Below are 12,681 nucleotides of genomic sequence, written 5' to 3'. Positions count from 1 at the left end.
CGTGGCGCTCGGCATGGCGTGCATTGCCGGCATGGCCCCGACCGCATCGTTGGCGGCATTGCAGGACCACTTCCTGTACTTCCCGAGCAAGGCACCGGTGGCTGCGCTGGTGTCCGACGAATTGCGCGCCTGGCCGGGAGAGGACGACTTTCTGGGCCTGCTCGCTGAACCTGCTCGTCCGGCCCGTGCTACGGCGATCGTGTTTCATGGCAACGCCGGTCATGCCGGCCATCGCAAGGTCTATGCGGACGCGCTGGTGGCGCAGGGCCTGCGCGTGATCCTCGCGGAATATCCGGGCTACGGGCCGCGCGAGGGCCGGGTAGGCGAGGCCAGCTTCGTTGCCGATGCTCAGCGTATCGTCGAGCTGGCCCATTCCCGCTACGGCGCGCCGCTGCTGCTGATTGGCGAATCGCTCGGCGCCGGCGTGGTCGCCGCGGCCGCCGCGCAACAGCGGGACAGGATTGCCGGCCTGATGCTGATTACGCCGTGGGACCGGCTGGCCCATATCGCCGCGCATCACTACGCCTGGTTGCCGACCACCTGGCTCTTGCGCGACCGCTACGACAGCGTCGCCAATCTCGCCGCATTCGATCGCCCGGTATTGGTGGTGGTCGCCGAGCGCGATCGGATCGTGCCGGCACGCTTTGGCCGCGCACTGCACGATGCGCTGGGCACCCGCCGCCAATTGCGCATCGTGCCGGGTGCCGACCACAACGACTGGTTCGATCGTGTCGATGGAGCGTGGTGGCGCCAGGCGCTCGCTTTCTTGCTCGAAGCCGGGCCCGCCGGCGTCTCTCCGTGAGCCGGGTTCATCAGCGCCAACGGTAATTGCATTAATGTTGGAACTTACGGATTTGGTCGCGCATTGGTTATGCTTCTGTCATTGCATTGAATGAACCAATCGGATGAAGCTCTCACCCGCCATTCCAATTCTGCGTATCTTCTCGGTGGAGAAGGCCAAGGAGTTCTATCTCGATTTCCTCGGATTTTCGGTCGACTGGGAGCATCGGTTCGAGGAAAGCCTGCCCCTGTACATGCAGATATCGCGCTCGGACTTGCTGCTGCATCTGAGCGAGCATCATGGCGATGGCACGCCCGGAACGGCCGTTTTCCTGCGGGTCGACGACATTGACATGCTGCAACGGGAATTGGCGGCGAAACCATACCGATATGCGCGGCCCGGCGTCGAAACGATGGACTGGGGCAAGGAAATGCAGGTGGTCGACCCCTTCGGTAATTCCCTTCGTTTCTGTCAGCTCATTCACGATTAATTAAATTTCGAACACCTACCGTAGTAGGGGTTGCGGGGCGCCGCGCAAATTCCGTTGTGCGAAATCAATTACACTGGCGCAAAAAATAAGCTTTATTTCGGCAGGGGTCAGGAGCCAAAGCTTGGTGAAGAGTCGAATTGCGTCGGGCATGGCCCCGGCGCGCCAGTCGTATGCCATCGTCGTCGACGACCATCCGCTGGTGGCGCGCGGTATTGCGGGATATCTGACAACGCATTGCGACTACGCGGTGGCGCACTATGCCGCGAATGCGCAGGAGTGCTTTCAACGGATCGATGACGACGGTCCTCCCAGCCTGCTGGTGGTCGATTTCTGGCTGCCCGGCGGCACCGCCCTTGCGCTGCTGCGAGAGGCCGCCGCAAAGCTGCCATCGTGCCGCCTGCTCGTGATGAGCGGCGATGAGGACGCGCGCGTGCAGATCAAGGCCATGGAGGCCGGCGCGCATGGCTTTCTGCGCAAAAGCGAGCCGCCGGAGACGTTCGCCCAGGCCGTAGCCGCGTTGCGCAAGGGGGGAACCTGGTTTCCCGCGATGCCGCCGGCGGAACTGACGCCGGCATTGCGGCGCGAACTGCCACTGAGTCCGCGTGATCTCGGCCTGACCGACCGGCAGGGCCAGGTTCTTGCATTGATGCTGCGCGGGCTGCCGAACAAGCAGATCGCGAAGGAACTGGCGATTTCCGAGCAGACCACCAAGGAACACGTGACGGCCATCCTGGGCAAGCTCGGTGTCAGCAATCGCGTCGAAGCCATCACGCTGCTGCACGGACGACGGCTCGAACCGTGAGCGAGCCGTTGTCGCCACCGCTGGGGCTGCGTCCCACCGCCGAATCGAGCGTCAGCCCGCGCGCCAGGGCGCGCCTGGTCGACATGACGTTCCAGCGGCTGGTCTTCAGCGTCAACGCCATCCCGTTCGTCGGCTTGCCGTTCGTTGCGTGGCTTCACGTCACCGGCAAGGACGCGCGTTCGCTGCTCGTCTGGACGCTGGCCTATTGCCTCGCGGCCGGCTGGATGCAGCTGGAGCGGCGCCACTATCAGCGCGAGCGGGCGCAGTCCGACGATGCCGTGATGGCCGAGCGCTGGCTGCCGGTGGTCAAGCGGATCGCGCTGGTTCACGGCCTGTGCCTGTCGATGGCGACGGTGTTGACCGCGGGACAGGTGACGTTCGACTTCGCGCTGCTGCTGCATATCAGCCTCGCCGCCATCCTGGCCGCCAACGCCACGCACCAGACGCCGATCCTGGGCGCCTTCCAGCGCTTTTTTTTCGCCTGCTGGGGCGTGGTCACCGTCAACGTGCCGTGGAGTTTTCCCGACCACTGGCAATTCGTGCTGCCGCTGACGCTGCTGTATGCGGTCGCGATCTATCGGCACGCGCTGATCGCCAATCAATTCTTCCGTCAGCAGGTGCAGCTCGAAGACGACGGCATCCGCCTCGCGGAAAGCTACCGGCTCGCCAAGGAGGCGGCCGAGGACGCGCTGCGAGCGAAGAACCTGTTCCTGACCACCGCCAGCCATGACCTTCGCCAGCCCGTTCATGCGATGGGCTTCCTGATCGAAGCGATCGCTCAGCGCAATCGCGATCCGGCGCTGATTCCGCCGCTGGACGATCTGCGGCGCAGCGTGCGATCGGTTCATCTGATGTTCAACTCGCTGCTCGACCTGTCGAAGATCGAGCAGGGCATGGCGATGCCGCGCAATGTGCCGGTGGCGCTCGCGCCGATCATGGAGGAGGTTGCGGCGCTGTTCCGCGAGGAGGCGCATAGCCGCGATCTCGATCTGCGCGTGCGCGTGCCGAAACAGGCGGCCGCGGTGCTGGCGGACGCCTCGTTATTGCGCCAGTCGCTGGTCAACCTGGTCCACAACGCGCTGCGGTACACGCAGCGGGGCGGCGTGCTGTTGTCCGCCCGGCGTCGCGGGGCGGACTGGCTGCTGGAAGTCTGGGATACGGGCATCGGCGTGGCCAACGAGGACAAGAGCCGCATCTATTCGCCGTACTATCGCAATGAATATGCATGGCGCATCGATAGCGCGGGCCATGGACTTGGATTGGCCGTGGTGGCCCGCTGCGCGACGCTGATGGGTGCCGCCTATGGGCTGACCTCGGTGGAACGCCGCGGCTCGCGCTTCTGGTTGCGCTTTCCCGCCGCGGATCCGGCGCAGGCCCATGTGCAGGAGATGACGACGGAGTCCCAGGCGCGGCCGACGAGCACGCTGCCGCCGCTGAGCGGCTGCTGCCTGATCGTCGAGGACGATCCGGTGGTTGTCAGGGCGTGGATGAGCCTGATGCAGGCATGGCACGTCGATGCCCGCTTCGCCGCATCGGCTACCGAGGCGTTCGCGCTGCTCGACGGCGGCCTGCGCCCGCAGGCGATCCTGTGCGACCAGCGCCTGCGTTCGGGCGAGAGCGGCTTCGAAGTGCTGAAGGACCTGCTGGAGCGCTGTCCCGACGCCAGCGGCGCGATGGTCAGCGGCGAATTCGATTCGCCGGCGTTGCTGCAGGCCGAACGCGAAGGCTATGTGGTGCTGCGCAAGCCGTTGGAGCCGGCGCAGTTGCATGCATTGCTGTATCAGTGGCTGCGGCGCGAAGAGGCGCTGCATCGTTCGTCGTGATTCGAAGGGGGGCGATGCGGGCCTGCATCGCTGTCCAATTCCTTGCAGGCGGTCAACATGCCCATTCAGATCCGTGACGAAGTACCAGCCGACATCCCGACGATCGAGGCGGTCGTCGGCGAAGCATTTCGCAGCGCGACGCATGCCAGCGGCACCGAGCCGCTGATCGTCAATGCGCTGCGCGCGCGAGGACAGCTGTCGATTTCACTGGTCGCCACGGACGCCGACCAGATCGTCGGCCACGTCGCGGTGTCACCCGTTGCAATTTCCGACGGCAGCGAGAAATGGTATGGCCTGGGACCGATCGCGGTACTTCCCGCATGGCAGGGAAAGGGCGTCGGCTCCCTGCTGATGAACGGGGCACTGGACGCGCTGCGCCGGCAAGGCGCACGGGGCTGCGTGGTGCTCGGCGAGCCTGGCTACTACGGACGCTTCGGCTTCGTTTGCCGCGCGGATCTCGTCTTGCCCGACGTGCCGCCGGAATACTTCCAGGCGGTGCGCTTGAAAGGGGGCTGGCCGACGGGGACGGTGCAGTATGACGAGGCGTTTTGGGTGACCGGGTAGCGTGCGTGCGCCTGCGCCAACAGGAGCGAGACATGAAAGGAAGCTGCCTCTGCGGCGAGATCGAATATGAAGCCCGGGCATTGGCCGGTCAGATTGTCCATTGCCATTGCCGCAAATGCCGAAAGGCGCATGCCGCTTCCTTTGCCACGACGGCGAGGGTGGATCGGACCGATTTCCAGTGGCTGAAGGGAAAACCGTTTCTCGGCTCGTTCGAGTCATCGCCTGGCAAGCTGCGCCATTTTTGCAAGCAATGCGGCAGCCACCTGATGGCTGAATGGATCCATCAGGATCAGGTCATCCTCCGCGTTGCGACGCTGGACGAAGATCCGGGCCAGCGGCCGGCCGCGCATATCTGGGTGTGCGAGCAGGCCGAGTGGTTGGCGGATACGGAACTGACGCGGTCATTCGACAAGGCACCGCACTGAGTTCTTGCGGTGGCTAGGTGTATGTTCGTGAAGATGGACGATCTGCCAGGTGCCAGCGCGGACGAGCCGCTGTTCACCTGCGTACAATGCCGGGCTCCACCCCTGAGATGATCCCGTGAAGAAAACTGACCTCGAAAAGAACAAAGGCCTGAAGATCGCCAACAGCATGAAGCAGGCAGGCGCCAAGCGCGGCGGCCCGGCGCCGAAGACCGAGCGCCGCGGCGCGGCCGCCAAGACCGGACTGCTCGGCAAATTGCTGGGAAAGGCGGTGCCGCCGGAGAAGTCCGGCGATTGAAGCCACAGGCGGCTTAGCGCGCCCCAAACACCAGCGATTGGTGCACCGCCACCCCGGCCATCACCCCATCGGCGCTGGCGAACGTCGCGCTATGCATGCCGCGCGCGATATCGCCCGCGGCGTAGACGCCCGGGACCGTGGTGTTCTTTTGGGCGTCGGTCCGGATGATCGAACCGAACGGCACTTCCTCCATTTCGCAGCCAAGCTGATGCGCAATGTCGCTGTTCAGGCTGCTGCGGACGGCTAGATAAAGCGCATCCACAGCGGCGGTGCGGCCGTCGGTAAACTCGATTGCCGATAGCGCCGTGCCCTGGCCGTGCAGCGCCTTGATCGGCGCCGTTTCGATCGATACGCCACGCTTCTCCAATTCCGCGAGCACGGTGTCGTCGGCGTTGTCGCCGCCATTCAGATAAAGCGTGGTCGGTCCCCATTCGGCAATCAGCATGGCCTGATGGACCGACATCGGCGACATGCTGAGCACGCCCAAGCGCTGGCCACTGAATTCGAAGCCATGGCAGTACGGGCAATGAATCACCGACTTGCCCCAGCGTTCCTTCAGCCCCGGCAGGTCGGGCAGTTCGTCCGAGATGCCATAGGCGAGCACCAGCCGGGCGCCTTCCACTACCTCTCCATTCGCCAGCCTCACCGAGAAGGCGCCCAATTCTCCGGACGCGCCGATGGCCTTGCCCTCGATAAACGTCGTGGTGGGATAGGCGGCGACCTGCTGCCGCGCGGTCGCGAGCAAGGCGCCGGGATTGCTGCCGTCCTGCGTGAGAAAGCCGTGCGAATGCGTGGCAAAGCGATTGCGCGGGGCGCCCGCATCGATGATGCAGACCGATCGTCTTGCCCGCGCGATATAGGTGGCGGCCGACAGGCCGGCGAAACTGCCGCCGATCACAATGGCGTCATACCGCATGGACGTGCTCCAGATCGTGGCGGCCGCCGCGGGCGACCATCCGTTGGTGGAAATCGGCGCTCAGCATGGCCAGCGTGACCTCGCCCAGCCGCGCCAGCAACAGCGCTTGCGCGTCGTTGAAGGCCTGGTCGAGCGCGGCATTGACGGCCTGCTCGACCAGGCAACCGGGCGACTCGGTCCGATTGCCGATGGCGAGCAGCGAGGGGCAGCCGAGCGCGGTGTAGACGTCGCGCAGCGTGACCGTGGACAGGTCGCAGGCGAGCGTCCAGCCGCCGCCGTGTCCCTTTTCCGAGCGCACGTAGCCCTGCTCGCGCAGGCCCGCCATGACGCGGCGAATGACCACGGGATTGGTGTCCATCGCCTTGGCGAGGACCTCGGAGGTGACCGGACCATCGTGCTCGGCCATGTGCAACAGGACGTGGAGTACGCCTGACAGTCTGCTATCGCGTTTCATGAAACTTATGGTGTTACATGAAACGCCGACTGTCAAGGGGCTGTTGCTGCGTTGGCAAGACCGCGGTCGCTATCTCGTCGTTCCCGCGAAAGCGGGAATCCAGCGTCGTTGCAAGCCACTGGATCCCCGCGTTCGCGGGGACGACAGTGCTTGTCGGCGATTCGACTACGTTCGGATTGCCTGCCGACGGATCAGATCCACTGGTCGTTCTGCACAGTCCGTTCGCCGCCTTCTTCACCGGTATTGCGCACGCCGCGCGGCTCGATCAGCAGCAATTTCACTTCTTCGGCGGCAAAGGGCTTGTGTTCGATGCCCTTGGGCACCACGGCCATCTGGCCGGCGCGCAGCACGATCGCGCCATCGCGAAGGTCGATCCGCAATTCGCCGTCCAGCACGATGAAGGTCTCGTCGGTATCGGCGTGCGTATGCCAGATGAAATCGCCTTTGAGCTTGACGACCTTGAACTGGTAGTCATTCATTTCGGCGACGACGCGCGGCTGCCAGTGGCCGTCGATTTGCCCGATCTTGTCGATCAAATCGATGGCGGTGCCCTGGCCGCGGGTGGCCGGGGCCGCGTGATTGTTGGCTTGCATGAGTGCTCTCCATGGATGCGGAGAGCACAGCGTAGGCGGATGCTGCGGCGGCGTCTTGAACGATCGTGCGAGCCGGATTGGCGCGCAGAATCAGCGGCCGCCGGCGGCGCGCACCATGCCCAGCCACCTGGCCGGGGGAATGCCGTACGCCCTGGTGAAGTGCCGGGTCATATGGCTCTGATCGGCAAAACCGGCGGCGGCCGCGCAGTCGGCCAGTCCGACGCCGCTCTGCATCAGGCGGCGTGCCGTCTCCAGGCGCCGCATCGTCAGGTAATGGTAGGGGCTGGTGCCGTAGAACGTGCGGAAATCGCGCGACAGGCTCCAGCGGTCTCGTCCGCAGGCGGCGGCCAGCTCTTCCAGCGTGACGATGCGATGCGACGAGGCATGCAGATAGTCGCGCGCCAGCTGGGCCGCCCGGAAGTCGCAGGAGGGGCGCAGTGGCCTGGCACCGGAAGCGGCGTCGAGCGCCAGCGCAAGCTCGACCATGCCGTCGTCCTGTTCCAGCGGATCGAGCCGCGTATCCGGCTGCTGCAGCAGCGCCGCGGTGGCGGCGAACAAGCGCGGGTCGTCGCTGATGCCGCCTTCGATGAATGGTAGCGGCTTGCCGCCGAGCACCGCCTGGAATACCGCGGGCTCGATATAGAGCATCCGGTAGCGAAAGCCCTCGTCGGTACCGGCCTGTCCGTCGTGCGGCTCGTCCGGATGCAGCACGATGGTCTTGCCCGGCAGGCTCGCGCGCAGGCTGCGCCGATACTGGAAGCATTGCACGCCGGCCAGCGTGCGCCCGATCGCATAGGTATCGTGCCGATGCATCGAATAGGCATTGCCGGTGAGAAAAGCCTCGATGCGCTCGACGCCTTGCGCTGGCTCGGCGCGATGCACCCAATCGGGGCTTTCGGCGCGGCGTGTTGTCATGATTGAGAAGGGTTCCAAGCGGCAATGATGCGGGGCATTGTCTGCAGAATGTATAGCCTTGCGCCCTTACCTGCAATCCGCTGTAATCCCGGGGGCTTCCTGTTCCCGCCGCCGAATAACTACCGAATAAAGAGACAAGCGAACCCGCCATGTTGAAAACCCGAATTGGCATTCTTGCCTTGGCGATATCCGCCCATGCCGTTCCCGCCTTTGCGCAATCCGCCGTCAATCGCGACGAATTCTATTGGCTAGGCGAGATCAACAAGGCCACCACCGTCATCAATACCGATGAGGGGCTATTGGACAAGTCACTCGCGCCGCGCATCGCGGCGGGCATCGTCAAGGTGCTGGAGGACGGCAATCGGCCCGGCGGCAAGCGGCCTTCCACGGTGATCACCTTCGAGCCCTTGCTGATCCAGGCGGCCGGCGTCGAGGTGACGCTGCTGCATGCAGGGCGGTCGAGCCAGGACATGCATGCGACGTACCGCGCGGCGATCCTGCGCGACCACCTGCTGAGCCTGGCCGACCAGTTGAACAGGACGAGCCGATCGCTGGTGTCGCTGGCCGAGAAGCACGCCAATACCATCGTGCCGAACTACACCAATGGCGTGGCGGCGCAGCCTAACAGCCTCGGCCACTATCTGCTGGGGCATGCGGCCGGACTGGAACGCGACGCGCAGCGGATTCGCGAGGCCTATGCGCGCATCGACCGCTCGCCGATGGGAACCACGGTATTGAACGGCACCAGCTGGCCGCTGAATCGCACGCGGATGGCCGACTATCTGGGCTTCTCGGCGATCGTCGACAACGCCTACGATGCCGCTCAGATCTCCTCGACCGAGCAACCGGTCGAGGTTGGCGCGATCGTCACCAGCATTGCGCTGCATGCGGGCAATTTCATCGAGGACGTGATGACGCAGTATGCGCAGTCGCGTCCTTGGATGCTGCTGCAGGAGGGCGGCAGCAATACCTATGTCTCCAGCGCGATGCCGCAAAAGCGCAACCCCGGCCTGCTCAATACGACGCGCCGGCATGCCTCGACGGCGGTCACGCTGGCGATGGGGCCGGTCATCCAGGCGCACAACATCACGCCGGGGATGGGCGACGCCAAGGAGGTCAAGCCCAACAGCGACATGGTCCAGAGTGCGATCCGCGTGCTGCAGGGCTGGGACAAGATCCTGAACGCGCTGGTGATCAGCCCGGAGCGCGCGCTGGAAGAACTGAACAGCGACTGGACAGCTTCGCAGGAACTGGCCGACGTGCTGATGCGCAAATACAAGCTGCCGTTCCGCGTGGGTCATCATTTCGCATCGGAAGTGGTCGATTACGCGAAGGCGAACAATATCCGGCCCAGCGAATTTCCATATGCGCAGGCGCAGCGCATCTATGCGGAGGCGGTCAAGGGCCAGGGGCCCGCGCAATTGCCGATGAGCGAAGCGGAATTCCGGGCCACGCTGGATCCGGTGGCGATCGTTCGCCACCGCGCCACCGTTGGCGGTCCGCAGCCTGCCGAAATGGAGCGGATGCTGAAGGCCGCGAAGCAGACGTTGGCGCAGCAGGACGCCTGGATCAAGGAAAAGCGCGGCCGGATCGACGCATCGCTGGCCCGGCTGGATCGGGATTTCAGCAAGCTGGTGAAGGCCGCGAACTAGGCCCGGGCGCGATGTTGATCCGATGAAAGCCGTTCGATCAACCGCTGCGCATCGAATGGCGCCTTGACCTTCATGTCGTTATCAAAATAGCAGTACACGTCGCGCCGCGCCGCCTTGCGTGCCTTGATGTGAGAAATACGCTTGGCGTCGTCCGGTTCTCCGCCGCCGCCCCACGCGCTCAGGCGATCGGCCCAGCGATCGAGCGCGGGATCCGAATAGGAGCCGCCATACAAGGTCTCCGTGCCGTGCAGCCGCAGATAGACGAAATCCGCGGTCACGTCCTCGACGTAGGGCCAGTCCGCCACCGCATCGGAGACCACCAGCGCCACCCGATGCTTGCGCAGCAGCGCGGGGAATTCCCGCGTGCAGAAGCTGGCGTGCCGGATCTCGATGGCGTGGCGCAGCCGGCGTTTGCGCGTCGGCTCGAACCACGGTTGCTTGACGCGGCCATCGTGCTCCCGGGCGAGCTTTCTCGCTTCCTCGGTATTGCGGGGCAGCATCGCCAGGAAGCGCTCCAGCCGTTCGGGTTTGAAGCTGAAATTCGGCGGGAATTGCCACAGGAAGGGCCCCAGCTTTTCCTGCAACGCCAGAACGCCGGAGGCAAAGAAGTTCGCCAGGGCCGGGCGCGCCTTTTCGTCGCGGAAGCGCAGCATATGGGTCAGATAGCGCGGCCCCTTGACGGCAAAGACGAAGCCGGGCGGCGTGGCCTCGTACCAGGCACGGTAACTGCCGATGGTCTGCAGCGAGTAATGCGAGCCGTTGATCTCGATGGTGTCGACCGCGCGCGCGGCGAATTCGAGTTCGCGCGCCTGGGCCAGTCCCTTCGGATAGAAGACGCCACGCCAGCCCTCGTAGCGCCATCCCGAGATGCCGATTCGAATAGTCATCGGATTGCGCCGGCGGCGGCCGATTCGCCTTGCGTCGTGGCGATGGCCTCGCTGGGCGACGAATGATCGATATGGACGATCATAGGCCGAATGCGCGCAACCAACAGGTGCCGCGACATCCACCGTGCGCGTAGGAACCGGCCTACGCGAGTCTCCGTTGCCGACCGATCCCTGCCGCGCGGCATGGCCCCTACATTGCACTTAAGCCGCAGCCGATTACGGCAACGCGCGGCAATTGCCAGGAGCTGGGTTATGTCGTTTGCACTATTCCTGATTGGACTGTTGATCCTCGTCGGCGGCATTGCGTGGGGCCTGATCACGGCCGGCGTGCCGGAGACCTATGTGGCCATCGCCTGTGTGATCGTGCTGGGTCTTGGCATCATGGGCGCGGTGTCGCGCACCCGTACCAAGGACCCGTCATAGCGCATCAGGCGCGGCCATTCCGCGCGGATCCGTGCGATTCGGATGAATGGGGCGCCTGCCGCAACGGCGGCGCCACCGTCCGGACCGCCGCCGCGCGTTGGCTCAACCACATGCTGGCGAGCACCAGCACCATGCCGGCCAATTGCGGCGCGCTGAGCCACTGATCCAGCAAGCCCCATCCCAGCAGCACCGCGCTTAGCGGGCTGAGAAATCCCAGCGACGCTACCACCGACGGTTCCAGCCGCGCGATGCCGCGAAACCACAGCACATAGGTCAGCGCGGCGCCGATCAATCCCAGATAGAGAAAGCCCGCCACGTTGGCCTGCGTCAGCTGCCCGAGCGGTGGCTCGATCCACAGCGCCACCGGCAGCAGCAACAGGCCCCCCGCCACCAGTTGCCATGCGGTGAAGGTCAGCGCGGACACGGGCGGTTGCCAGCGGCGCGTCAGCACCGTGCCGAGCGCCATCGATGCTGCGCCCAGCAGTCCCGCGGCCACGCCGGTGGCGTCCAGCGCGGCCTTCGGCGTCAGCACCAGCAGGGCCACGCCCACCATGCCGCCCATCGCGGCGATCACGGCAACGGGCCGGATTGCGCTGCCGAGCAGCAGCCGGGAGAACAGGATCACGATCAGCGGTTGCACGGCGCCCAGCGTCGCGGCCACGCCACCCGGCAAGCGATAGGCGCTGACGAACAGCATCGCCCAGAACACCGAGAAATTCAGTGCGCCGAGCACCAATACGCGCAGCCACCAGCCGCGCTGCGGAAATTGGCGGACCCACAGCAACAGCAGCAGGCCGGCGGGAAGGGCGCGCAGCATGGCTACCGTCAGCGGATAGCCGTCGGGCAGCAGGCCCGTCGTGACGACATAGGTGCTGCCCCAGATCGCCGGGGCCAGGCCCGTCAGCAGCAGGTCGGTGGTGCGGTTCATGGTAAGTGCCTCAGGCGAAATCCAGCACTTCGGCCAGCGGCCGGCGCGGCTTTTGCGGCCAGTTGCCCGGCGCCGCGTGGCCGACCGCCACCAGAATGGCTGGCACCTCGTCCGGGGCCAGCGCGAACTCACGGGCCACGCCCTGCGGATCGAAGCCGGTCATCGGGCCGGTCGCCAGGCCCATGCCCTGCGCGGCCAGCATCAACGTCGCGGCGCCCAGCGAGGCGGTGCGGATCGCTTCGTCACGCCGGCTCTGCGGCTGCTCCAGATATTGGCCGCGCGCCGCATCGACCCAGCCCTGCACCATGCCGGCCGGCATCAGGCCAGCTTCGACCATTGGCTGCAAGCGCTGCGCCAGCGTGTCTGGATCGGCCAGCACGCCGCAGACGATAAAGACGACCGCCGCATCGGTGACCTTGGGCTGGTTCCACGCGACCGCGCGCAGACGTGCCTTGGCCGCGGCCGTTCGGACCGCGATAAAGCGCCAGTTCTGCAGGTTGTAGGCGGTGGGTGCACGCGTTGCCAGCGCGGTCAGCGCTTCGATCTGCGCGTCGGATAGCGGACGGGAGGCATCGAAGAAATTGGCGGAGATACGTTGCTCGATGGCATCGATGACGGGATGGTTCATGGTCGTTCTGGTTTCGAAAAGTTCGTTGAATGTCGGACGGCGATTTGGGCAGTCATTGGGGTGACGTTTATTCACGGTCCAAGATTAATCGCGGTCCTCGCGCGT

General features: G+C 65.1%; 16 protein-coding genes. 9 read left to right on the top strand and 7 right to left on the bottom strand.

The genetic code is table 11. The annotated features are described in order from the left end of the window. The first annotated feature begins 13 nt into the window (after positions 1-13). The 7 genes from M1D55_RS07980 (at position 14) to M1D55_RS07950 (ending at position 5,180) form a co-directional block, all read left to right on the top strand. Complete coding sequence (locus M1D55_RS07980) at positions 14-802, top strand: alpha/beta hydrolase (protein WP_456281328.1); 789 nt, start codon at positions 14-16, stop codon at positions 800-802. Positions 803-905: 103 nt separating this feature from the next. Beyond that, the gene (locus tag M1D55_RS07975) at positions 906-1,271 is read left to right on the top strand and encodes a glyoxalase superfamily protein (RefSeq protein ID WP_456280604.1); all 366 of its coding nucleotides are present in this window, start codon (positions 906-908) and stop codon (positions 1,269-1,271) included. A gap of 124 nt (positions 1,272-1,395) precedes the next feature. Continuing rightward, on the top strand, positions 1,396-2,073 hold the full coding sequence (locus M1D55_RS07970) for a LuxR C-terminal-related transcriptional regulator (protein ID WP_231906481.1): 678 nt from the start codon (positions 1,396-1,398) through the stop codon (positions 2,071-2,073). Next, positions 2,070-3,896, top strand: a complete 1,827-nt coding sequence (locus M1D55_RS07965) for an ATP-binding protein (RefSeq protein WP_456280603.1) — start codon at positions 2,070-2,072, stop codon at positions 3,894-3,896. The genes M1D55_RS07970 and M1D55_RS07965 overlap by 4 nt, the downstream gene beginning before the upstream one ends. 57 nt (positions 3,897-3,953) lie before the next feature. Further along, entirely contained in the window at positions 3,954-4,460 is a 507-nt protein-coding gene (locus M1D55_RS07960) for a GNAT family N-acetyltransferase (RefSeq protein WP_456280602.1), read from the top strand. Positions 4,461-4,492: 32 nt separating this feature from the next. Further along, entirely contained in the window at positions 4,493-4,885 is a 393-nt protein-coding gene (locus M1D55_RS07955; protein WP_456280601.1) for a GFA family protein, read from the top strand. A 115-nt stretch (positions 4,886-5,000) separates the two neighbouring features. Then, complete coding sequence (locus M1D55_RS07950) at positions 5,001-5,180, top strand: hypothetical protein (RefSeq protein WP_064576286.1); 180 nt, start codon at positions 5,001-5,003, stop codon at positions 5,178-5,180. A 13-nt stretch (positions 5,181-5,193) separates the two neighbouring features. On the opposite strand, the gene M1D55_RS07945 is transcribed toward M1D55_RS07950, so the two are convergent. The 4 genes from M1D55_RS07945 to M1D55_RS07930 form a co-directional block, all read right to left on the bottom strand. Beyond that, the gene (locus M1D55_RS07945) at positions 5,194-6,096 is read right to left on the bottom strand and encodes an NAD(P)/FAD-dependent oxidoreductase (RefSeq protein WP_456280600.1); all 903 of its coding nucleotides are present in this window, start codon (positions 6,094-6,096) and stop codon (positions 5,194-5,196) included. Further along, positions 6,086-6,550 (bottom strand): Rrf2 family transcriptional regulator, encoded by a 465-nt coding sequence (locus tag M1D55_RS07940; protein ID WP_456280599.1) that lies wholly within the window; start codon positions 6,548-6,550, stop codon positions 6,086-6,088. The genes M1D55_RS07945 and M1D55_RS07940 overlap by 11 nt, the downstream gene beginning before the upstream one ends. Positions 6,551-6,741: 191 nt before the next feature. Continuing rightward, positions 6,742-7,143 (bottom strand): cupin domain-containing protein, encoded by a 402-nt coding sequence (locus tag M1D55_RS07935; protein ID WP_456280598.1) that lies wholly within the window; start codon positions 7,141-7,143, stop codon positions 6,742-6,744. A gap of 90 nt (positions 7,144-7,233) precedes the next feature. Continuing rightward, positions 7,234-8,058, bottom strand: coding sequence for an AraC family transcriptional regulator (locus M1D55_RS07930; protein WP_456280597.1), 825 nt, complete (start codon positions 8,056-8,058; stop codon positions 7,234-7,236). Between the two features lie 149 nt (positions 8,059-8,207). On the opposite strand from M1D55_RS07930, the gene M1D55_RS07925 reads away from it, so the two are divergent. Further along, positions 8,208-9,710 carry an argininosuccinate lyase gene (locus M1D55_RS07925; protein ID WP_456280596.1) on the top strand — a complete coding sequence of 501 codons (1,503 nt, stop codon included), beginning with the start codon at positions 8,208-8,210 and terminating at the stop codon, positions 9,708-9,710. Here the strand turns inward: M1D55_RS07925 and M1D55_RS07920 are convergent. Beyond that, positions 9,707-10,597, bottom strand: coding sequence for a DUF72 domain-containing protein (locus M1D55_RS07920; protein ID WP_456280595.1), 891 nt, complete (start codon positions 10,595-10,597; stop codon positions 9,707-9,709). The two genes, M1D55_RS07925 and M1D55_RS07920, sit on opposite strands and share 4 nt — an antisense overlap. 252 nt (positions 10,598-10,849) lie before the next feature. On the opposite strand from M1D55_RS07920, the gene M1D55_RS07915 reads away from it, so the two are divergent. Then, positions 10,850-11,020: a hypothetical protein gene (locus M1D55_RS07915; protein ID WP_006576660.1), complete on the top strand. Its 171-nt coding sequence runs from the start codon at positions 10,850-10,852 to the stop codon at positions 11,018-11,020. 4 nt (positions 11,021-11,024) lie between these two features. On the opposite strand, the gene M1D55_RS07910 is transcribed toward M1D55_RS07915, so the two are convergent. Continuing rightward, the gene (locus M1D55_RS07910) at positions 11,025-11,948 is read right to left on the bottom strand and encodes an EamA family transporter (RefSeq protein WP_456280594.1); all 924 of its coding nucleotides are present in this window, start codon (positions 11,946-11,948) and stop codon (positions 11,025-11,027) included. A gap of 10 nt (positions 11,949-11,958) precedes the next feature. Next, complete coding sequence (locus M1D55_RS07905) at positions 11,959-12,576, bottom strand: nitroreductase family protein (protein ID WP_006576663.1); 618 nt, start codon at positions 12,574-12,576, stop codon at positions 11,959-11,961. Positions 12,577-12,681: the final 105 nt, after the last annotated feature.

The sequence above is a fragment of the Cupriavidus sp. JZ107 genome (genome assembly GCF_053903255.1).
Note: the sequence above shows the minus strand (reverse complement) of the source record. Positions and strands in the feature narration are given on the sequence as shown.

Bases quoted from the DNA above. Each gene is read 5' to 3' on its own strand.
- M1D55_RS07980 (WP_456281328.1), top strand. From the start codon at position 14: ATGGCGTGCATTGCCGGCATGGCCCCGACCGCATCGTTGGCGGCATTG.
- M1D55_RS07975 (WP_456280604.1), top strand. From the start codon at position 906: ATGAAGCTCTCACCCGCCATTCCAATTCTGCGTATCTTCTCGGTGGAG.
- M1D55_RS07960 (WP_456280602.1), top strand. From the start codon at position 3,954: ATGCCCATTCAGATCCGTGACGAAGTACCAGCCGACATCCCGACGATC.
- M1D55_RS07955 (WP_456280601.1), top strand. From the start codon at position 4,493: ATGAAAGGAAGCTGCCTCTGCGGCGAGATCGAATATGAAGCCCGGGCA.
- M1D55_RS07945 (WP_456280600.1), bottom strand. From the start codon at position 6,096: ATGCGGTATGACGCCATTGTGATCGGCGGCAGTTTCGCCGGCCTGTCG.
- M1D55_RS07940 (WP_456280599.1), bottom strand. From the start codon at position 6,550: ATGAAACGCGATAGCAGACTGTCAGGCGTACTCCACGTCCTGTTGCAC.
- M1D55_RS07935 (WP_456280598.1), bottom strand. From the start codon at position 7,143: ATGCAAGCCAACAATCACGCGGCCCCGGCCACCCGCGGCCAGGGCACC.
- M1D55_RS07930 (WP_456280597.1), bottom strand. From the start codon at position 8,058: ATGACAACACGCCGCGCCGAAAGCCCCGATTGGGTGCATCGCGCCGAG.
- M1D55_RS07925 (WP_456280596.1), top strand. From the start codon at position 8,208: ATGTTGAAAACCCGAATTGGCATTCTTGCCTTGGCGATATCCGCCCAT.
- M1D55_RS07920 (WP_456280595.1), bottom strand. From the start codon at position 10,597: ATGACTATTCGAATCGGCATCTCGGGATGGCGCTACGAGGGCTGGCGT.
- M1D55_RS07915 (WP_006576660.1), top strand. From the start codon at position 10,850: ATGTCGTTTGCACTATTCCTGATTGGACTGTTGATCCTCGTCGGCGGC.
- M1D55_RS07910 (WP_456280594.1), bottom strand. From the start codon at position 11,948: ATGAACCGCACCACCGACCTGCTGCTGACGGGCCTGGCCCCGGCGATC.
- M1D55_RS07905 (WP_006576663.1), bottom strand. From the start codon at position 12,576: ATGAACCATCCCGTCATCGATGCCATCGAGCAACGTATCTCCGCCAAT.